Here is a 21,608-nt window from a genome sequence, read left to right as displayed (position 1 = left end):
ATGACATCCCCCCTCTTTGAGAGGGAATAAAACCAAGTACAGAAATATTGTTGAGTACAATTTGCTACAAATAAGCCACAAGAAACCAGCACATATTGATATATTTGATAGGAATCTGTTAAGCCGTACAAATTATGGTTATTATAAAGGTAAAGCGATGAAATCGTTATCCATAACGTGTGTTGTAACATTTATAACTCTTTTTTCTGTATTGGTATTGTTGGGATGTACGCGTGTAGATAGTTTAGAGCAGTACAATAAACTTTACGAAGAATATATAAGTGAAAAATACGAGGCTTTTGAACATTTTCAAAAGCAGGAACAAGCAAGAAATTTCGTCTATAGCCGTGGTTATCAAAATATAGCGCCCAAATTTGATATTATATGGCATCGACACATACTTATTGTTTTATGTGGACGCTTTGTTAATTTATTACGCAGTGATTATAATGAGGAGATGTCATGGGCAATGCTACCCAATGTCATAAGCAGTTTGCGTTATGACTATAATTGGAGAGAAAGCGATTTTATCTGGGCTTATAATATGTCTATGAATTCTACCGACCCCATGATTGATTATGCGAAAAAATTTCTTAATTCTTCAAGTGGAAATGGTATTAGCCCAACAACACAAATTATTGACCTTGTGTCTAGTATGAGAGCTGGTCATGATGACAATACTAAACAAATAGCGCGTTTTTGCAGAGAACTCCACACGATATATGATATGATGAAACCAAGAGGAATTTACAAATGATATTGAATGGGTAATGAGAAAAATTCTCTCGAAGGGTATTAAATGGCTATAATACTCTTGATAATTGCGGCATTTTCTTGGCCATGTTGCTTGTTTTTTTATTATGGCTTCAAAAGGTGGCCATATTTTCCAGCGTTGGCAACAGGCATAGGTTCACTTACAATGATGCTTTTCATCTTAATAAGAAAATTGCACTTAAAGGAGGAAATTTGCACTTGGATTGAAAAAACGACTTATCACAAATTAGATTGCGCTATTATATATAATAATAAGGACTTTTTTATCTTTCTGTTGCAAAGATCATTCTCTGTTTAATCTTATCAATTCTCTTTTTGTGTGATGAATTGAATAAACGAGATAAAGAGCGTGATGAATTAAAGTTGTACAGTGATCATGATTATTATTAAATTGAAGTTATTACACACTTTTGTAAATAAAAATGTTTCTGCTTTTGAAGGAGCATGCCGACACAATCATTCACTTTGCTAGCCCCTAATGTTGCGACAGCCCTTGGCTTTTAAGACGGTTCATAAGAGGCATTTTTTTAGTCTTTTCTTTGATGTTTTGCCCTACGCGGCTTTTCCCGCTTGTGACGTGCAAGCAAGTGATTTTGATTGATTCAATATACACAGATTTGAAATGAGAGAATCTTACGGTATTCAGGGTTCTTATTCAAGTTGAACAACCGCAAATTATCATTATAAATCAATGTATTATATCTTTCCAGTTTAAGAGAAGAGAGATCGGTAATAATACTGCTTTGGTCTTTCGTTCTATTGAAATTAGTGGTTTTATTTATCCTGTTATGCTATAATATACTGTCATTTGAGGGGTGGTGAAGGTATCCTGTTTGATACATTAAGTATTTTAAGAAGTACATGGTGAATATTCTTAAGTCTTGCTTATCGCGTCTTTAGTTTAAGTGAATCGCATGTGTGGAAAGCGAGAGAAACCTACTCGGTAGGACACTAGACTGTTTACAGAGCAGATTGTATTAAAAGACTTTGTTCTTTGAGGGTGGCATAAAAATCAAAATAGCCATTATGTTCATTTTTTTCTGATATTTTAAATACGAGCTTCAAAAAAATAATGCTTAAACTAAACAACGAGCATTTTTGTAAAAGTGTTTTTAGAGAGCAAGCAATACACGACTGAATTTACAGAATGTAACCATATTTGATTTTTTACAACAAGATAGCGTGGAAAGGCATAAAAATTACGACTCTTTACTGAGGGCAGTGTACTCCTAGGGTTGGCAATAAACAACAGATGACTTTGATAAGGCTACAAAGCCAATCGGCATTTTTATTGTTTTTTGCGGGTTTATAAAATGCCTTGTTGTATACTTATTCTGTTTATTTTTGCCTTATCGTTAGAAGATTAAAGACATAAAGGAGAAAACGAGTTTTCCTCTTTCCGGTTGTTTTTTATTCGGCTTTAAAGCATCCACTGTAATATCTTTTAAAACATGGTGATTACGCATTTTCACATTTTGTTTCTTTTAGTCTTTAATGGAAGGCATTTTTCATGCAAAATAGGATACCCAGAATGCATTTGTGTTATAAATTCACGCGGCTTGTTTTAATGAAATTCCTCTCAAGATTTGTCGTACCCATTTCATGATAAGGACTATAATGGAGATTAATAGTAACGTTTCTTGGAAAAGTCTATTATGCATTCAATAAATATGACGGTGTACACTATGTACAATAGGGTGGATGAAGTTTAATTTTGGCGTATTGCACTAAAGTGTGCTGCTTGTTGGAGGGGGAGTGCTTTAGCGCCAAAAGGATGTAAGAATGCTTCTGCTTTACTGATGAGTATATCTCGCTTTTTTTGGGTTTCTTTAATGCCGTAAAGATGAACAAAAGTGGCTTTTTGTGCCGTTTCATCTTTCCCAGCCGTTTTTCCTAGGGTTTGCGTGTTGGCGGTGACATCAAGAAGGTCATCGGTTAATTGAAAGGCTAAACCAAGATAGGTACCAAAATCAGTAAGCTTTTCGGTTAATTCTTTAGATGCATTGCCAATGATGGCACCTGCTTGGCAAGCAAAGCTTATCAGGGCTGCTGTTTTCATGTGTTGTAGAGTTATGATGTCAGTACTTTCTTGCGGTCTTTTTTCAGCTTCAAGGTCCAGCATTTGTCCACCTAACATACCGCCAAGTCCTGCCGATTGTGCAAGAGACGTGATCAGCTTGATTCTAATATCTGTAGATAGATTACTAGCTTTATGGGCAATGATTTCAAAGGCAAATGTTAAGAGGGCATTGCCTGCTAGAATTGCTGTTGCTTCATCAAATGCTACATGGACAGTGGGTTTTCCACGCCGGAGTATATCGTTATCCATAGCGGGAAGATCATCATGAATGAGCGAATAACAATGGATACATTCTAAGGCACATGCAACATCAAGAGAATGTTCTACAGGGACGTCAAAAAGTGCAGCACTTTGAATTACAAGAAAAGGACGCAAGCGTTTTCCACCGTTCAGCACACCATAGCGCATGGCTTTGATTAAGTTTTTAGGGCGTGAAATTTCACCATTTTGGATTTGATCACTTAACAGGGTATCAAGCCGTTTTTCAACGGTGTCTCTATGTTTTGCAAGAAGGGTGGTAAATTCGTGCATTCTTGCTTCCTTTGTTTTTACAAAAATGAAATTATGAAGTTTAAAGAGAAAGGTTGTCGCTTTTTCTTGTTTTCATAAATTGGCGTCGTTTTTTATTAAAAATCAACTTCTCTTTTTATCCGTATCTCTACTGTATGCGCAAATCCCTTTTTAAACCAAATAAAAATTGAATGAAGGGCTTATAAAAAAGCTTTCATTGGTGTATAAAATTTTTAAATTTTGCAGTGTTTTTGATATTCATTTGATTATTGTGACACCATTTTTGATAACAGGAAGGTCATTTTTGGTAAGAGGAGGATCATTTTGACATTGCCTCTTCTTTTTTATCAGTGTATAATATCCTCAAATTTTATGGTGTTTTAAATGAAGCATTGTCATTTTTGACATTGCTTTTTCTGTTTTAATGGATTTGGAGTGTCTTTTTATGGCTGTACCTAAACGAAAAACCTCTCCAGCGAAGAGGGGCATGCGCCGTTCGGCTGATGCTCTGAAGGCGCCGACTTATATCGAAGATAAAAATTCTGGTGAATTACGTCGTCCTCATCACATTGATTTGAAAACGGGAATGTATCGTGGGCGTTCCGTTTTAGTGGTTAAAGACTGAGCGTTTTCTTTCTTTTCCAGTGGTGAACTTCTTTTATTTCGTCGATCAATGCACGCTTGGGGCGTGCATTTTCGCTTTAAGATCAATGTTGGGGTTCCCTTGCGTCGCCCTCTATTGATATGGAAAAGGGAATGTATCGTGGGCGTTCCGTTTTAGTGGTTAAAACTTTAGCGTTTTCTTTCTTTTCCAGAGGTGAACTTCTTTTATTGCATCGATCAATGCACGCTTGGGGCGTGCATTTTCGCTTTAAGATGAATGTTGAGGTTCTCTTGCATCGTCTTCTATCGATGTGGAACAGGGAATGTATCGTGGACGTTCTGTTTTAGTGGTTAAAACTTTAGCGTTTTCTTTCTTTTCTAGTGGTGAACTTCTTTTGTTTCATTAATGAATGCATTGGGTAAGATGCGTTTTTCACTTTTTCTTGAGAACATGTGTGGGATAAAGTTGTGCTGTAGAGAAATGATTCTATTGTGGGAGATGATTTTCTTGTTTTCTTGAGAGGCTATAAAGGGCTACTTGTATCAGTGTCTTTTATGATGACTTCGTTAAGAGCTTGGGTATTGATATAAGTTAGCTCAGTAATAGAATCATTTTGTATCGCACTTAATCTTTATTGACTATAGAGAGAATCCTATTAGACCGTAAAATATCATCGTTTAAGGCGGTTGATCTATGTAAGGATTTAAGCATATCGGTGTTTTCCGGTGTTTTTTATGAGAATATTTAAGGCAATGGTTTGTCTATAGGCTTATATTGTGACATGTGATTCTCCTTAAAAAAAAATAGAGATCGACATCACATTGATTTATAAAGATCATTTGTTGTTTTGCGCCTTGAATGGAAGGTCTATCGTAGGATTTTCTCATTTCAAATTTTTCCCTATGTTGAATCAATGATAATCACTTGCTTTTCGGTCACAAGTGGGGCTGGCATGTGGGTGAAAACTCTATAAAAAAGGAAAAATGTTTATAATGAATATTTTCAAATGTAAGAATTGTTGTAACATTGGGGTTAAGTGTATGCTGATGCCAGCGCGCTTTCTTATGAGCAGAAAAGAGAAAACCGTTACAAGACAGAAGGTGTACACATTCAATAATCTTTAGTACTTTTTATGATAAAAGTGCATGAGACTTTTCTATGAATATCACGCTGTATTTTCATGTTTTTGAACTAAGAATTGTCTATATATTTTTCTTATTTTTGTGAATATAAGGGATTTGTTGCGAACAGCTTGTAAAAATAAGTAAACTTAAAACCAGATATGTTATGTGTGGGGGTGAGCAAAGTATTTTATCAAAGCCGGTACGATTCTCCAGTTCATAGCTGGTTTATGAATGATTTTATAGTGTTGCTTACCTAAGTTTATGATTTTTTTTGTTATCTGTTCATCACTAGACAACATATTGATTTATATATATAATTCATTGTTTTTCATATTGAATTAGAACCCCGAATAACGTAAGATTCACTCATTTCAAATCTCTCTATCTAGAATCAATCCAAACCACTCGTTTGCACGTCACAAGTGGGATGAGTGTGTGGATAAAATTTGTATAAGAAAGAACTAAAAATGGTTCTTATGAAGAGTCTTAAGAGCCAAGGGTTGTCACAACATTGGGGGCTAGCAAATATAATGATGGTGCCGGCTTGCTTCTTCACAAACGTAAAGATGGTGGTGCTCAATGGCTTTATCGTTATACCATTCATGGTCGGCGCCGTGAAATGGGCTTGGGTGCCTTGCGAGATGTTTTTTTTTAACAAGCCCGTGAATTGGCAACTGGGTGGTGGGCTGTTTTACGTGAGGGGCGTGATCCCATTAAAGAACGTGAGAAACAAAAGCGTGAGGCAATGCGCAATCTCCATTATTTAAAAGATATCGTGTTGGATGCTTTTGAAAGCCGTAAAGCTGAATTAAAAAATGATGGTGAGGCTTGTGATTGGTTTTCACCCTTACACCTTTATATTCTCCCCAAATTAGGCTGTCTGCCTGTTTCAGAGATTACGCAAACAGAGATACGCAATACCCTTGCCTCTATTTGGCATGCAAAAGCTGGAACAGCTCAGACAGCACTGAAGCGTCTTAATCTTTGTCTTAAACATGCGGTTGCATTGGGTGTGGATGTTGATTTACAAGCAGTGCAAAAGTACGCGCGCTCTTAGGCAAACAACGTCATAAAACCACTCATAGACCAGCAATGGATTGGAGAGATGTTTTTGCCTTTTATCAGTTACTCTGTAAAACATAACATAACTGGCTTTGCGTTTGCTTGTCCTGATAGGCGTTCGTACTAATCCTTTGCGTCATATTCGTGAAGATCAGATTGAAGATGATAACTGGACAATTCCTGCTGAGAATATCCAATCTTTAGCAGTCTGTTTGAAACAGAGATTAAGACTTTTAAGAGTTCTATGAATCATTCTAGATTTTTTGTGTTCGATTGGAGTAAGAATATTGCGTATATCTCCTCTGAAATAGAAACCTCATTTGGGAAAAATATGAAATTGGAAGGGCAATGCCAACGTTCATTTTTATTGTGATTTTTTAAGTTAGTTTTACAGCTTTCAAAAGTATTTGGAATGCCTTTTACAGAATGGAGATGATGGTTTTAGTTCATGCTTTTTTTATCGCGTTCTTTAATGGGGAATGCTTCTCATGCAAAATAGAGCGCCCAAGACAAAATATCTTATGTTGTACCGTCACGCATTTTTTTTAAGCAATATTTTTCAATATTTGTGGCATCCATTTTATGACGGTGTTTTTGAATGTTACAATGGTTTTGTAGAAGGGGATAAATGGTAAAGTTTCGGTGTAGTGTATAAACGGCACTATGATCTTTACGCTTAAATAAAAAAGCAAGCCCCGCCCTTACACATCTTGCCAGATTCCAATGTTGGTATATCCTTTGGTGCTTGAGACAGTGTCTCGCTCTTTTTGTACAGTTTTTACCCACAGATCAGCTCCGCTTGTGATTGACAAGCAAGTGATTTGATTAATTCAACATGAGAGAAATTTGAAATGAGAAATCTTACCATATTCAAGATTCTAATTTAATATGAATAATGCTAGATTATGATGATTAATCAGTTTGTTATCTATGAAGAAAGAAAATAAGGAGGAGGAATTTGTCGAAAAGTTAGATTGTTTATAGATTGGCGCTGGTTAAGAAACTTTGTCCTTAAGGGTAGAGAGGATGTTAAAAAATAAAACCAGCTTTTCGCTGGTTTTATCGAAATATCATCATTATGATGAAAGAGTGTATTATGCAGCGTAGACAGCTTTACTGTTTTCATCTGTTTCTTCTCTCTCAGTTTTAAACTCGCGTTCCGGCTTGTTGGAGAGATGCATCTCTATGAGATTGATAGCTTCTGTTTCAGAAAGACTATTAATAACCGCAATTTCGCGGGCCATTCTTTCAAGAGCAGCTGTATAAAGTTGGCGCTCAGAGTAAGATTGTTCAGGCTGTAGATTAGAGCGGAAAAGATCACGGACTACTTCGGCGATACAAATAAGATCTCCTGAGTTGATTTTAGCATCATATTCTTGTGCACGACGTGACCACATGGTCCGTTTAACGCGTGCTTTTCCGCGTAAAACTTTTAAGGCACGTTCGACAGAATCACTAGCAGATAATTTACGCATTCCAACGGAAAGGGCTTTTGCAATGGGGACTTTGACATCCATCTTATCTTTCGCGAAATGAATGACAAAAAGTTTTAATTTATGTCCTGCAACTTCTTGATCTTCAATCGCTATAATTTGTCCTACTCCATGCGTAGGGTAGACGATATATTCAGAGGTTGCAAATTCTTTGGTCTTGGAAGACGTTCCATGTTGGGATGCCATATTTTAGTTTACTCCCTTATGATCAACAAATGTATCGGAAAACAGGTTATAAACCTGAGGGTTGAGTTTTCTTTAACCAAGTATATTGTACCAATTAAGTGAGCATAAAAGCCGAGTACTTTTAAATCAAAAAAAAAATACACCGCTTTACTATAACAAGCAAAGAAAAATACTTAGAAAGATGATCATGTTAAAATAACACTAACATCAAAATTTAAAAGAATCAATCATTTCGCTTAAGGATTTTTTATTTTTACAAGAGAAGTCTTTCAATCGTTGAAGGAGGAGAGTGTACACTTTATCATTACTCTTCGCCACTTCCTGGATTTTCTGAAAAATACTTTTCTAATTTATTTGGAACACCATCCATTTCTTTTGCTTGAGGAAGAGGATCTTTTTTGGTGGTTAGATTAGGCCATTTGTTTGCATAATGAAGATTGAGTTCTAACCACTTTTCTAACCCTGGTTCTGTATCAGGTAAAATCGCTTCTGCTGGGCATTCTGGCACGCAAACACCACAATCGATGCATTCATCGGGGTGAATAACAAGCATATTTTCCCCTTCATAAAAACAATCAACTGGGCAGACTTCAACGCAATCCGTATATTTGCAGTGAATGCAGTTGTCGGTTACTACGTGGGTCAAGATCAAACTCCATTTGTTACTTTAATTCTCTTTAGAGGAAAGTGTGTGCGTGTTTTTATGATTGGTGAGTTGATCGCGTAGTACAGCTAGTTTCGCAAAAGGTGAATCAGGATTAAGGCGCTTTTCTTTTTGAAAGGGCTTATGATTTGCATGTTTCCCTTGGGATTTGTGGAACTTATGAGAGCGTTTTGCTTGTGATGGTGCTTTTTGAGGGGAATTTTCATTTTTGTATTCCGCTTTTTTTACAGCGTTCTTCGATTTATTTTGCCACTTATTTCCTAATTTATCACGTTTTTTTTGTGCATGGTGGGGAAATTGATGCTTATAATGCCATAACAAAATAACTTTATCTTCTTCTGTAGAGCGAGGGGATTTGGCAAAATTCCCAACAGGTTCAGCTGTTGGTAAACGATTGGTTTTATGGAGATGTTTTTCAATACCAGAGGATGAAATGTTTGGGTATGAGATATTTTTTTCTTCTCGTGTTGTTTCTAAATCGCTTATTGTTTGCCATTGACTTCCAACGCATTCTGCTGCGGGAACATCTTGCATTGTCTCATTGACAGGGGAAGAGGCTTGGTGTGCAAGGAGATTTTGTTCAAAAACAGTATTGCTTATGCTGTACGATTGATAACCAAGTCCTTTGAGGATTTCTTCCATATCATTTCCATTGGCCCCAAGAATGGACATCATGGCTGGTGTAACAAAAAAACTTTTTCCATCATAGGCGCCATCTGGTTTGGGATCACTTCCTTGTTTCCAATGAAGTGCGGGACGGATGAGATTGGCAAGACGTTCTAAAATATCAATCCGTACAGCACGTTGTCCTAAGATTCGGTAGCCGGCTAATTGATAAAATTGGCGGTTATAGGTAGAGTCAACCATCAAAGAGGTTCGACCAGCAGATAATGCTGAAAAAATTTCACCCAAACCAGTTTGATCTTGTCCCGCATTTTGAAGATTCCACAGGAGAGTAATGGCTTGAACCGGAGCAGGTTTAAGCATTCCGGCAACATAGATATGAAAAGCGCCAAAACGCACGCCTAGACGCCGAAGAACGGCACGTGATTCTTGCGCAAGGTTTTTGACAATGTCTAAGACTTCGCGGCGTGGTAAAATCCCTAAAGAGTTAAAAAGTTGTAAAGCAAGACTGTTTGTTGAATCTGTTAAATTATCAGCATTGCGCAAATCAAACAGGGGTTTTAAAGTCGTTTCAAAATGAAAGGTGACAAAGCGTTCTAATCGTTTCACAACGTTATTGCGGGATTCTTCCGTGAGTTGTTCATCTGCTAAAACAATTAGTTTTGGTTTGAAAAAATCTTCTGTTGCTACAAGTTGTCCTACGGGTTGACCAATCCAGCGCACAATTCCATCAGAACTGAGGGTAAAATCTCCATTTGCACAAGCACAAAAACGTGTCGCGCGTTTGGAAAAAGCAAGAATCAAATTCTCATTCTCTGTTGAAATTTGCTTCTCAGCTATTTGATCGGTACTGTTTTTGTTGGCATAAAAACGAAAACCTTCAAATTTACCCCTTCCGTGTTTTTCAATGAGAATATCATCTTGAAGAATCTCATTCTGTTGAACAATCTTGCTATCCATGATCATTTTCTTTCTCAGTGTGACACTGGTCAAAAGCTTTTTGCGACAATTTCATAATGGTGCTCTTTCTTTAACACGTTTGTTGCGTTTGCTTCAATCACTCTTGTCATTTTTTGCTGTTTCTTTGCGCCTTTAAAACTTGAATGATTCTTTTTTCATTCAGTTTTCATTCAGTTTGGATGCTTTATATTTGCAAATTACACTTATTAGTTGTATTGTAAAGCTAAAAGCATAAATAAATTCTTCGATTTAAAAGGAAACGGAACCGATTATCAAAAAACGGCATTTCTTTTGCATGATCACTTTAATTTTTTTGCTGTTTTGTCATGAAAAGTGAAGAGAAAGTTTTTTCAAATATTTCATAGGCTAAAAGGCATATTGTAAAGGCATTTTGCAGGTGAAATTGTGTCTTATGACAAGAAGTTTTACCATGACAGTAAAAAAAACAATTGCGATTATAAAATTACACGTTAAAGTAGTGGTCACAGAAGTTAACAACTTTTGCGTTCTTTTTAAGCGAAGAACAATGATGTCGTTGCCAAATCAATTTTGATAATTTTAATCGCAAGGGGTTATTATGGGTAATCTTTCAAATGCTGTTTATAAAAGCAGCAAAAATTATAGCGATGCAGACAAAAGCTTAGGACGTAATATGATGCGTTCTGCTATGCAAGCACCTTATCTTGAACGACAAAAAGAGCATGATTTGGCTCTGCGGTGGAAAGACAAACGTGATGATGACGCCATGCATCAAATTGCAGCGGCTCATATGCGTTTAGTGATTGCTATTGCTAATCGCTTTAAACGTTTCAAAATGCCATTGGGGGATTTGGTACAAGAAGGGTATGTGGGACTATTGGAAGCAGCTGCACGTTTTGAACCTGATCGGGAAGTGCGTTTTTCAACATATGCAACGTGGTGGATACGCGCTTCTATTCAAGATTATATTTTGCGAAATTGGTCAATCGTTCGAGGGGGAACGAGTTCTTCGCAAAAAGCACTTTTCTTTAATCTTCGGCGTTTGCGTGCAAAACTGATACAAGATGATAGTGCTTTGTCAAAACAGGATATTTTTCGCACAATCGCTGAAAAACTCGGTGTTTCCGTGCGCGATGTTGAAACGATGGATTTTCGTTTTTCCAGTTCTGATAATTCCTTGAGTGTTTCTGTTTCTGAGAACAGTGATAATCCCATTGCTAAGATGGATGTTTTGGTGGATGATAGTCCTCTTCCTGATGCTTTAATTGAGCAAGTCATTGATGGTCAACGGCGTACACAATGGCTTTACGATGCGTTGCAAATTCTCAACGAACGGGAGTTGGAAATTATTCGCTTTCGTCGCTTAAATGAAGAGGGTGCGACTCTCGAAGTTTTGGGTGAAAAGTTAGGAATCTCGAAAGAGCGCGTGCGTCAAATTGAAGCTAGGGCTTTGCAAAAATTGCGTTCTGCTCTCCTTACGATTCATTCAGAAGATGCTTACGATATATAAGCAGTGAAAGGCTTTTTGGGGGGAAAGAGAATATATTAAGTGGGGGCATATGAGAATATGATAAAGTCAGTTTTAGGGGATGTCCGGATTTGTTTAGAAATATGCCTCCTTGGGAGCGCTACTACAGAGGAAGATAGGGGGCTGTTAGTTGGAGGAAATATATATCAAACGGAGACCTATAAAGGTATGATGAAGTTGGATTTTAAAGTGTTCCTCTTTATTTTCGAATATGCTTTAAGGGGGAGGGCGTGATACAGACAGAAAAGAATCAAAACTGTAACAGATGAGAAGAAAGGCTTATTCTGTAATAATTTTCACTTTTGTACCTGCCGGTAAAGTTTGCGTTGGTGAGAGGGCGTTGAGGATGCGAAAGAGTTTTTCTTTATATGGTGTGTATTGCATTTTATCTGCAAGATTTGCAACGGTTTCTCCTTGTTTAACACGGACAACACGGATTTTTAAGGGCTGCAATTTTTTTAACTGTGAAGATGAAAGAGAATGAAAGCTTTGTAGCGTTTTTTGGGCAACCTCTGCAAAATTTCGAGAATTATGTGGAGCGGCCGTCAAAAAACGAAAGATGTGGTTGTTGAATGGAATGACAACCACATCAAATTGCCATTGATCATTGGTAGCATGGGCCCTTGCTCCAAGTAAATTTTGGCTTTGGGATTCTTGACGCATAAATTCTTGATTGGGGAGCCCTTGAATTGTGATGGGGCGGATAGATGATTGGTCTAGACCGATAATCCAGCCACTTTTCAAATAATCACTCGCAGATATTTCAGCAGGATGTGGAATAGCGTCAAAACGAATCGCAATTTTATCTGGTCCACTGGCCCAAACAGTATGTGCTGAATGTTCTATTGTAAAATTGTTTGGAACAGAAAAAGCTATGCGCAATTGTGGGTGAATAAATTGGTTGCCTCGTACAAAACCTGTATAAAAGCCTCCTCCAAAAATTATGCCATCAATGCTTTTGAGAAAAGAATCGTGATCAGATATTTTACTATTCCCTTTACTGATTTTACCCGCTTTTTTTATCGCAAGCCGAATGCGTTGAGGGGTAGTTGGGTGAGAGGCTAGAAAATCTAGAGAGGCATTTTGGGAGCCAGAGATATTACGAAAAGCACTATAGGCTTCCATTGTTTGAAGAAAGCGTGGTGAAGCAAAAGGATCATATCCTGATTGTTGGAGCATTTCGAGCGCAATGGAATCAGCTTCCAGCTCTTGATTGCGGGAAAATTGCGCGAGTTGTTGCTTGTTTTGCATAGGGTTATGAAGTTTTTTGCCAATAGAAGAAAGAAGACGTGAAGACATGTGATTTGTCATCTTTAATTGGGCTTCTTTTTGCAGGCGTAAAATGCCATGATTGGCTCTGATATGTGCTATCTCATGGGCTAAAATGGCTGCAACTTCTGAAGAATCATTGGCTAATGCCAGCATACCACGAGTGATGTAGATCGAGCCGTTGGGGAGCGCAAAAGCGTTGATAGTTTCTGAGTTTAAAATTGTTACAGAATAGCTTTGATGAGAACTATGGGATGCAACTGCCAGTTTACGGACAATCTTTGCTAAAAGGTGTTCAAGTTTTGCATCATGATAAGCGCCACCATACATTTGCAAAATACGTGGGTGTTGCAGAGCGCTTAATGTGACATAGATATTGTGGTTGTTGGTACGTTTGATCGTTTTAGAAGAAGTGGAAGAAAACCTATCATTTTGAGAAAAGGGTGTATGACAAGCTGAAAGGAGAAACGTTAAACTTATGAAAGTTGCTTTATACAGGCAAGAGCGAAAAAGAAAATTGCGGTGAAAAATGGGGTGCGTTGGACCATGGTGCACATTATTTCTGCGGAGTAATTTGGCAAATTGCATTTGTATCTTTATATCGTATGTTTCTTTAAGAAAGGCATTAGGGATAAGGATTCGTTTGGCTATATCACGCTTTTTGTTTATAAAAAATGACTCTCACTTATAAAAAGATGCACTGTAAAGAAAATTTTGTGAAAGGCAAAGTATGGCATGACAACATTTACGATATTATTAAATGGGGATGTTCATATCACTGATCGTTTGCTTAATCAAATTCAAAACAGTCGGGTAATTGCTGCTGATGGTGGTATGCGTCATGCGGCAGCGCTTAATGTGACGCCTGAGTTGTGGTTAGGGGACTTTGATTCATCAGATGAGAACTTAATACGTCAATATAGTCATGTTCCGCGTGAAGTTTTTCCCTCTGATAAAGATATGACAGATAGTGCTCTGGCATGTGAAAGAGCGTTGCAAAATGGCGCTAAAAAGCTTATTTTGTGCGGTGCTTTGGGAGGGGAGCGAAGTGATCATAGCCTTTCTCATATGACGCAAGCGTTGATGATGGCTGAAAGGGGTATTTCAGTGTTGTTGACAAGCGGTTTGGAAGAAGGTTGGCCGGTTTTGTCAAAACCTTGTTCGTATGATTTGCCTAAGGGATGTTTGTTTAGTATTATCGGTTTTTCTGATTTAAAAGGTTTAACTCTTAAAGGGGTAAAATGGCCAGTTTGTGACAAAAATGTGTCATTTGGCTCTTCTTTAACACTTTCTAACCGTATTTGTGGAACCTTTTCTTGCCATTTAGGTTCTGGAAAAGCTATATTGTTAGCGTCTGTGCCTATTCCATAAAGCTCTTCCAATATATTTTGAATAAGGCAGGGGGAGGACTAGTGATTATAAGTGCCGACATAAACGATATATTATGTATTGATCTTGAGAAGGAAAGGTTTTGATATGTTAAAATCAATTTTTAAAGTGGCAGTTGTTTCAGCCATTGGTTTCAGTTCAGTTGCTTGTACCACAAACGATGAACGCGTTGCACGTTACGGCGTAGGAGGAGCAGCAATCGGTGCTTTGGCTGGAACTGCTATTGCTGGAAGTACGCCTGGAGCAGCACTTACCGGTGCAGCATTTGGTGCTTTGGCTGGAACAGTAACAGGTGCAGCTGCAAATCAAAGAAAACAACAAAGACAGGCATCACAATTGTGCACGTATCGCGGTCGTAGAGGGCATGTTTACCAAGCACCTTGTGGACAGAGAGTTCCTGTACGGCAATTGTGTGCTTACCGTGATGCAAGAGGGGTGATGTATAAAGCACCTTGTCCGCACCGCGTTCGTTAATGGCGGTGCCGCTTCTGCGGCTTGACCGCATTTTCTTAAATTTTGGAAAAACGCCTTTGCTCAATCAAGCTTCTTTATCGGTTGAGCAAGGGGCGCGTATTGCGCTGGTCGGCCGTAATGGTTGTGGAAAATCAACTCTGTTAAAAATTGCCGCGGGAATATTAGAGCCTCATGGTGGCGAAATTTTTCGCCACCCGCGAGTGACGCTCCGTTATGTTTCACAAAATCCGGATTGTTCAGGATTTGAAGATATTAACGCTTATATGGAAGCGGGGCTGGACGATATATCTGATGTCCAGTGGATCAATACGCTTCGCACAAATTTAGGGTTTTCGGGGGCGGAAAAATTGGAAACGCTTTCGGGAGGCGAAAAGCGGCGTGTTTCATTGTTACAGGCCATTGCTGCAAAACCCGATATTTTGTTCTTAGATGAACCAACCAATCATCTTGATTTACCAACCATTGAATGGCTGGAAGCTGTTTTATCTTCTTTGCGTTCAGCGATTGTGGTGATTTCCCATGATCGGCGATTTTTAGAAAATGTTACGCGGTCAACGGTATGGCTTGATCGTGGCACAACCAAAAGACTGGAAAAGCGTTTTTCAGAATTTGAAAGTTGGCGTGATAAGGCGTTGCAAGAAGAAGCCATTGAGCAGCATAAATTGGGGCGCCAAATTGCTCGTGAAGAGCAATGGTTACGTTATGGCGTAAGTGCACGGCGTAAGCGTAACGTACGGCGTTTAGGCGAATTAAACAACTTAAGACAGCGTCATCAAACCTATAAAGGGCAGCCTGGAAATGCACTTTTGACAGCAGCGAAAAGTCATGAGTCTGGGCAATTGGTGCTTGAAGCAAAGAAAATTTCAAAATCCTATGGTGATCGCATTATCGTGAAAGATTTCTCTTTGCGCATTCAGCGTGGTGATCGAATCGGGTTGGTAGGACCCAATGGTATCGGAAAGACAACGCTCCTTTCTGTATTAATTGGGCAAGAAGCCGTGGATGGTGGAACGGTGAGGCATGGCTATAACCTCTCTATGGCATTGCTTGATCAGCAACGTATTTTAAATGAAGAAGAAACTTTAGCGCATTATTTAACGGGAGGAAGAGGTGATACTCTTGTGATCAATGGGCTGGAGCGGCATGTCGTTTCTTATATGAAAGACTTTTTATTTTTACCGGAACAAGCTCGCACTCCCCTTAAAGAATTTTCAGGGGGAGAAAGAGCACGCCTCATGCTTGCACGACTTCTTTCTCGTCCTGCAAACTTTTTGATTCTTGATGAACCGACCAATGATTTGGATATGGAAACTTTGGATTTGTTGCAAGAATTTATTGCTGATTTTGCGGGGACAGTATTGTTGGTCAGCCATGACAGAGACTTTTTAGATCGTACTGTAACGCATATGTTGGCACCTCAAGGTGATGGTCATTGGGTTTTGTATGCGGGCGGCTATAGTGATATGATGGCGCAAAACCAGCATGCTCTTCGCTTACAACGCAAAAGAACAGAATTATCGCAGCGTAAAGCACCTTCAAAATCTCATGCGGGAGAGCTTTCAAAACAGGATACATCAATAGATCATAGCTTGATAGGGCGAGAGAAAAAAACACGAAGTAAATTGTCTTATAAGCAGGTTTATGCATTGGAAAAATTGCCTGAAGAAATTGCTGTTTTACAGGACGAAATCAAAAAAATTGAGCAAGAGCTCTCTGATCCAACCCTTTATTGCCGCGATAAAGAACGTTTTGAGCGTTTATCAACAGCGTTGGAAAAAAAGAGAAATACTTGCACACAAAAGCAAGAAGAATGGCTAGAACTTGAAATTTTACGCGAAGAAATGGAAGCGTGTTCACGATAATATCTAAAAAACTTTAAAAGATTTGTATTGCATCATCGCTTTTCTTTGATTTGTTACAAGAGTTTGTGGCTGATTTAGCGGGAACAGTGCTGTTGACGAGTTATGGCAGAGACTTTTTAGATTGCACTGTAACATATAGCATTTCAAGGTGATGGTCATTGGGATTTCTATACGGGGGAGCAGTGATATGATAGCGCAAAACAAGCATGCTCTTCGTTTACAAGGCAAAGAAACAAAACTACCTTTGCCGTGAGTTTTTTCAAAATTTCGTATATGGAAGTACGCCAGTTCCATTGCATACTTTGCCAGTCCCCAATGTTGCTACAGCCCCCTTGGAACTTGAGAGCATTCATAAGAAACATTCCCTTATCTTTACCTTATATCCTAAATACACCAACCTTGCTTATGACGGAAAAGCAAATGATCTTCATTGATTCTAACGTGAGAAGTGTTGTGATGAGGAAAGCTTACTGTATTCGACGTTATGATTTAAGTTTAAAAATGATGATTTGTTAGGATAAATCAACGTGTTATTATAACATTTCTAGGAGGAGAAAATGATAGCAATTAAAACAAAGCGAACAATTTCTACATTGATCGGTTTAGAAGATGCAGCTGAACTGTCTTCTTATTCCCTCCGTAATGCGAATCATCTGCGTCCTTTTGAACCTGTTAGATCTGATGGTTACCACAGCCTAACAGCTTGGGAAACACGAGCTAATGCATTTGCTTATGAAAGTGCACAAGGACAAGCATACCGATATGCCGTACGATTAAAAAATGAAAACACAGTCATTGGTGTTGTGAATTTTACAAATGTGGTTCGGGGTGTTTTTCAAGCTTGTCATCTTGGTTTTTCTCTTGATGAAAAACAACAAGGTAAAGGTCTTATGTTTGAGAGTTTATCGGCTCTAATACGGCATATCTTTCATGTTTATCATCTGCATAGAGTGATGGCAAATTATAGACCTGAGAACATAAAAAGCGAACGTTTATTAAAACGCCTTCATTTTGAAAAAGAAGGCTATGCCAAAGACTATTTGATGATTTCTGGAAAATGGAGAGATCACATTCTAACCTCTCGAATCAATGATCTGTATGAGTCGGTTAATAGATTCGAATAAAGTTTTATTAAAAGTTCTATCAAGGGGCTTTTTATCAAATGTGTAAATATGCCGAATTTCTGCCTATCCTAAAAGATAAAGATCCTTAACCAGCTCTTCTTTTGTAAACAGCTCAGACTCTCATTTAGCGGATTTCAACTGCTGACCGCTTTCATATGTTTCTTTTTGTAGATAATGAATTGATTTATCATCATAATTCATTTTGTTCAATTTGAAGGAAGAGAGTCCTCAATATCGGAAGACTTTCTCATTTCAAATTTATTGATGTTTAATCATAAAAACACCTCTCTTGCACATCACAAACTGGGTTGGCATAGGTTGGCATACAAGTGAGGGTTTATGTGGATAAAAATGATTGAAGAACAAGAATAAAAATTCTCTGTATAAATCCTTTTAAATGTGAGGGCTGTTGCAATATTGTGTATTCTGTGATCGATAGTCTCGTTACAAGTTACACAAACGGCTTATTGTTTGGGTGAAATTTTTATACATTCATTTGTTTTTTGCCATTTTTTTTGTATTTTCTTTTCTTAAAAAAATTTCCAATGTTATCAATGGTTTTAATTCATACCAAGCGCATTTTTATAAAGTTCAATGATTGCTTCTTCTTCCATTCTTTCATGCTCTTCTTTTTTACGCAGCCGTATAATGCTTCGAACAGCTTTACTATCAAAACCAGAGCCTTTAAGTTCAGTGTAAACGTCTTTAATATCATCAGAAATGGTTTTTTTCTCTTCTTCTAGTCGTTCAATACGTTCGATAAAAGAGCGTAATTGGTTTACGGATATAGCGTGTGTTTGATCGGTTACTGTATCGTTCATTGTATTTTTCTCCAAGTTATATATTTTAAGTTGTTTTTCGACGACGAATTTATGTTAAAAAAGCTTGAAAACAATAAAGTAAATCAAGCTACACAGCTTTTTTACAAATTGACTTTAAATATTTTGTAAAATTTTTAAGATATATGCATTGATAAAAGGGCTATAAAAAGAAAAATATAAAAATATACGTTTTAGACTTGAAAAGCTTTTGAAAAAGAAGTGTGTAATTTGTTTTGAGAATTTGACATTATAGAGGAAGTTTTGTGATTTTAAAAAAACGATATTGGGTGCTTCAGAAAGGATTTAAGGTTTTTTTCTTGAGCATTTTGCTCTTGTTTCCCCTTGTTGTTTTTGCAAAAGCTGACTTTAGGGTTTGTAATACAACCCAACAGTCTGTAGGGGTTGCTCTTGGATATCGTACATTTTCAGGATGGGTGAGCGAAGGTTGGTGGACGGTACCCGTGACGGAGTGTAAAACCTTAATTGAGGGGCCTCTTGCTTCACGGTTTTATTATTTTTATGCGGAAGGGGCACAAAAAAAGGGGAACTGGGCAGGCTCTGTAACCATGTGTGTGCAAGATAGCCAATTTACCATTCAAGGCGTTCATGATTGTTTCCCTCGAGGATATCAAAAGGCTGAATTTAAAGAAATCGATACCGGAAATCAAACCAGTTGGATGATCCAGTTGACGGATGAGTCTTTGTTAAACAATTCAGTTATACCTTCTCTTTCAGGAAATTCTCCACCGTGAAACGTGCACGTAAAGTGAAAATTATTGCGACTCTTGGTCCTTCTTCTTTTTCTCGTTTGATGATTGAGAAGCTTTTTAGGGCAGGAGCAGACGTTTTTCGTCTTAATATGAGCCATACTGATCGTGATATGATGGGTGATTTGGTCAAGTCTATACGAGAAGTTGAAAAAACAGTTCGACGCCCCATTGGTATTTTGGTGGATCTTCAGGGGCCAAAACTGCGTGTGGGGCGTTTTGCTAAGGGTCAAGAAGATTTGCGTGTTGGACAAAACTTTACATTAGATAATCGCGATGTTCTTGGTGATGCACAGCGTGTTTTTTTCCCTCATGAGGATGTATTTTCGGCGATTAAACCAGGGGACCGGTTGTTGATTGATGATGGAAGGGTGGAACTGCGTGCGCAAGTTTGTGATGGTCATTCTGTACAGTGTCGCGTGGTTGCTGGAACCCGTATTTCTGATCGAAAGGGTGTCAGTTTTCCCGATACAATTTTGCCTTTTGATTCAATGACGTCAAAAGATAAGGAGGATCTTCAGGCTCTTTTACAGCAGCCTGTTGATTGGGTTGCTCTTTCTTTTATTCAACGTCCAGAAGATATTATGGCGGTGCGTCAGTTGACGAAAAGCAAGGTGTCTTTGATGGCTAAAATCGAAAAGCCTCAAGCCTTGGAGCATATAGAGAAAATTATTGAGGTATCCGATGGTATTATGATTGCACGGGGTGATCTTGGAGTGGAAATGCCTTTGGAAAAGGTCCCTGCACTTCAGATGGAGCTCATAAAAGCTTGTCGTTTAGCAGGAAAGCCTGTTGTGGTGGCAACACAGATGCTTGAATCAATGATTACATCTCCTGTTCCGACACGCGCAGAAGTGTCGGATGTTGCTACAGCAGTTTATGCAGGAACAGATGCGGTGATGTTGTCTGCTGAATCTGCTTCTGGTCGCTATCCTGAAGAAGCTGTGCTTATGATGGACCGAATCGCGCGACAAATCGAACAAGATCATACTTATGCCGCTCAGGTTGGAGCACAACATCCAGCACCAGAATCAACAGGAACGGATGCGATTTCTCTTGCTGCACGTCAGATTGCTGAAACACTTGCGCTATCCGCTATTATTGCTTATACGGCTTCAGGAACCACCGGGGTGCGTGCCTCTCGTGAACGCCCTAATAGACCCATTATTGCTTTATCGCCCATTGTGGAAACAGCACGGCGTTTGGCTTTAGTTTGGGGGCTTCATTGTGTGGTCACGCAAGATGCACGGAGTTTAGAGGATATGGTTGATCGTGCAGCAGCCATTGCATTTCAGGAAGGTTTTTGCAAAGGGGGAGATCGCTTCCTTGTGACAGCTGGGGTTCCCCTTGGAACGCCCGGTGCGACAAATCTCTTGCGTATTGCCTCTGTCTCCCAAGATGGAACGAAAGGGATTTGAGCCGTTTACGCATGGTGTTTTTTCATGCGCCTTTGAACAGGCTTTAAAAACAACGGGTGTGCGCCTCTTGTGAATGCCTCCATAGACCCATTATTCTTTTATCTCCTATCGTAAGATAGAAAGGTATTGCGTTAGGTCGTCCAGTTTGGGGATGGGAGCAGATGCGGTGATGTTGTCTGTTGATTTTGTTTTAGTTCTGAGGAAGCTGCTTTTACGGTAGGCATTTAATGGGAGCTCCTCCTTTTATTTCATTGAGGCATATTGGGGATTGCTTTATTGATGTTTATACGAGCGAGATGTTTATTGATAATGAGAATTTATTCTTTTTCTTTTTGGATAAGAGCCTTGAAATTGTTCTCATTTTAAACTTTTGCCAACAGAATTGAATAAAGTTAAAATTATGTGCCTAAAAAATCGTACTGGTATGTTATGAGAAAAAGTGATGGGTGAATGTGTTTTTAAAATATGCTTTGTCGAAGCATTTGCAAAATATTGATTTATAATGATAATTTATCGTTATTAAACTTGAATTAGAACCCCGAATTCCGTAAAATTCTCTTCAATTTATTTATGTTTTGTTAATCATAACTCTTTGTTTGCACGTCACAAGCGGGTGGGGCATGTGGGTAAAAAGTGTACAAAAATGCCTCTTATGAATCGTTTTACGAGCCAAGGGGGCTATCGCAATATTGAGGGCTGACTATAATGATGATGCCGATTTGCTCTTTCTTTTATTAAGCTTGGAGATTTTGAGGGGTGGGGAGAGAGGTATGGATGAATTGTTTGTTTGTTATAAGGATAAAGATGTCGGTAGAGAATGTTTTCAAGAGCTATTATTGTTGTTTATAATGTTTGAGCTTGTATGAGATTAACATACTCTTCGAGTTTGACTTTTT

At 38.4% G+C, this 21,608-nt stretch carries 15 protein-coding genes and 1 pseudogene; 10 read left to right on the top strand and 6 right to left on the bottom strand.

Translation table 11 applies throughout. From position 1 onward, the window contains the following. The first annotated feature begins 157 nt into the window (after positions 1–157). Positions 158–757, top strand: coding sequence for a hypothetical protein (locus ACFINZ_RS00765; protein WP_375617843.1), 600 nt, complete (start codon positions 158–160; stop codon positions 755–757). Positions 758–2,482: 1,725 nt separating this feature from the next. On the opposite strand, the gene ACFINZ_RS00760 is transcribed toward ACFINZ_RS00765, so the two are convergent. Continuing rightward, the gene (locus tag ACFINZ_RS00760; protein WP_375633452.1) at positions 2,483–3,385 is read right to left on the bottom strand and encodes a polyprenyl synthetase family protein; all 903 of its coding nucleotides are present in this window, start codon (positions 3,383–3,385) and stop codon (positions 2,483–2,485) included. A gap of 424 nt (positions 3,386–3,809) precedes the next feature. On the opposite strand from ACFINZ_RS00760, the gene rpmF reads away from it, so the two are divergent. After that, a complete protein-coding gene (gene rpmF / locus ACFINZ_RS00755) occupies positions 3,810–3,989 on the top strand; it encodes a 50S ribosomal protein L32 (RefSeq protein WP_005774555.1) in 180 nt (59 codons plus the stop codon). Positions 3,990–5,603: 1,614 nt separating this feature from the next. Beyond that, positions 5,604–6,351: pseudogene (locus ACFINZ_RS00750) on the top strand (tyrosine-type recombinase/integrase); the annotation flags it as partial. An 897-nt stretch (positions 6,352–7,248) separates the two neighbouring features. Here ACFINZ_RS00750 and ACFINZ_RS00745 read toward each other — a convergent pair. The 3 genes from ACFINZ_RS00745 to ACFINZ_RS00735 form a co-directional block, all read right to left on the bottom strand. Next, positions 7,249–7,833: a CarD family transcriptional regulator gene (locus ACFINZ_RS00745; RefSeq protein ID WP_273790499.1), complete on the bottom strand. Its 585-nt coding sequence runs from the start codon at positions 7,831–7,833 to the stop codon at positions 7,249–7,251. 304 nt (positions 7,834–8,137) lie between these two features. After that, positions 8,138–8,479: a ferredoxin FdxA gene (fdxA, locus tag ACFINZ_RS00740; RefSeq protein ID WP_015856977.1), complete on the bottom strand. Its 342-nt coding sequence runs from the start codon at positions 8,477–8,479 to the stop codon at positions 8,138–8,140. A gap of 21 nt (positions 8,480–8,500) precedes the next feature. Next, on the bottom strand, positions 8,501–10,081 hold the full coding sequence (locus ACFINZ_RS00735; RefSeq protein WP_375701115.1) for a hypothetical protein: 1,581 nt from the start codon (positions 10,079–10,081) through the stop codon (positions 8,501–8,503). 577 nt (positions 10,082–10,658) lie between these two features. Between ACFINZ_RS00735 and ACFINZ_RS00730 the strand changes: the two genes are divergently transcribed. Further along, on the top strand, positions 10,659–11,570 hold the full coding sequence (locus tag ACFINZ_RS00730; RefSeq protein WP_375613183.1) for an RNA polymerase factor sigma-32: 912 nt from the start codon (positions 10,659–10,661) through the stop codon (positions 11,568–11,570). Between the two features lie 297 nt (positions 11,571–11,867). Here ACFINZ_RS00730 and ACFINZ_RS00725 read toward each other — a convergent pair whose 3' ends face one another. Continuing rightward, positions 11,868–13,445, bottom strand: coding sequence for a M48 family metalloprotease (locus ACFINZ_RS00725; RefSeq protein ID WP_375634408.1), 1,578 nt, complete (start codon positions 13,443–13,445; stop codon positions 11,868–11,870). 147 nt (positions 13,446–13,592) lie between these two features. On the opposite strand from ACFINZ_RS00725, the gene ACFINZ_RS00720 reads away from it, so the two are divergent. The 4 genes from ACFINZ_RS00720 to rimJ all read left to right on the top strand — a co-directional run bounded on the left by ACFINZ_RS00720 (position 13,593) and on the right by rimJ (position 17,706). Next, positions 13,593–14,228 (top strand): thiamine diphosphokinase, encoded by a 636-nt coding sequence (locus ACFINZ_RS00720; RefSeq protein WP_375617849.1) that lies wholly within the window; start codon positions 13,593–13,595, stop codon positions 14,226–14,228. 105 nt (positions 14,229–14,333) lie between these two features. Then, complete coding sequence (locus tag ACFINZ_RS00715) at positions 14,334–14,720, top strand: hypothetical protein (RefSeq protein WP_375633448.1); 387 nt, start codon at positions 14,334–14,336, stop codon at positions 14,718–14,720. Next, entirely contained in the window at positions 14,720–16,582 is a 1,863-nt protein-coding gene (locus ACFINZ_RS00710) for an ABC-F family ATP-binding cassette domain-containing protein (RefSeq protein WP_375680767.1), read from the top strand. Before ACFINZ_RS00715 ends, ACFINZ_RS00710 begins: the two co-directional genes overlap by 1 nt. A gap of 557 nt (positions 16,583–17,139) precedes the next feature. Beyond that, the gene (rimJ, locus tag ACFINZ_RS00705; RefSeq protein WP_375633447.1) at positions 17,140–17,706 is read left to right on the top strand and encodes a ribosomal protein S5-alanine N-acetyltransferase; all 567 of its coding nucleotides are present in this window, start codon (positions 17,140–17,142) and stop codon (positions 17,704–17,706) included. A gap of 560 nt (positions 17,707–18,266) precedes the next feature. Here the strand turns inward: rimJ and ACFINZ_RS00700 are convergent. Then, the gene (locus ACFINZ_RS00700) at positions 18,267–18,527 is read right to left on the bottom strand and encodes a DUF2312 domain-containing protein (RefSeq protein WP_005774567.1); all 261 of its coding nucleotides are present in this window, start codon (positions 18,525–18,527) and stop codon (positions 18,267–18,269) included. Between the two features lie 263 nt (positions 18,528–18,790). Between ACFINZ_RS00700 and ACFINZ_RS00695 the strand changes: the two genes are divergently transcribed. Both ACFINZ_RS00695 and pyk read left to right on the top strand, forming a co-directional pair. Then, the gene (locus ACFINZ_RS00695; RefSeq protein ID WP_375633446.1) at positions 18,791–19,279 is read left to right on the top strand and encodes a DUF1036 domain-containing protein; all 489 of its coding nucleotides are present in this window, start codon (positions 18,791–18,793) and stop codon (positions 19,277–19,279) included. Continuing rightward, positions 19,276–20,712: a pyruvate kinase gene (pyk, locus tag ACFINZ_RS00690; RefSeq protein ID WP_375633445.1), complete on the top strand. Its 1,437-nt coding sequence runs from the start codon at positions 19,276–19,278 to the stop codon at positions 20,710–20,712. Before ACFINZ_RS00695 ends, pyk begins: the two co-directional genes overlap by 4 nt. Positions 20,713–21,608 lie beyond the last annotated feature (896 nt).

Origin of the sequence: Bartonella sp. AA81SXKL, from assembly GCF_042196945.1 — a bacterium.
Taxonomy (GTDB): Bacteria; Pseudomonadota; Alphaproteobacteria; order Rhizobiales; family Rhizobiaceae; genus Bartonella.
This window is presented reverse-complemented; position numbering and strand designations above follow the sequence as displayed.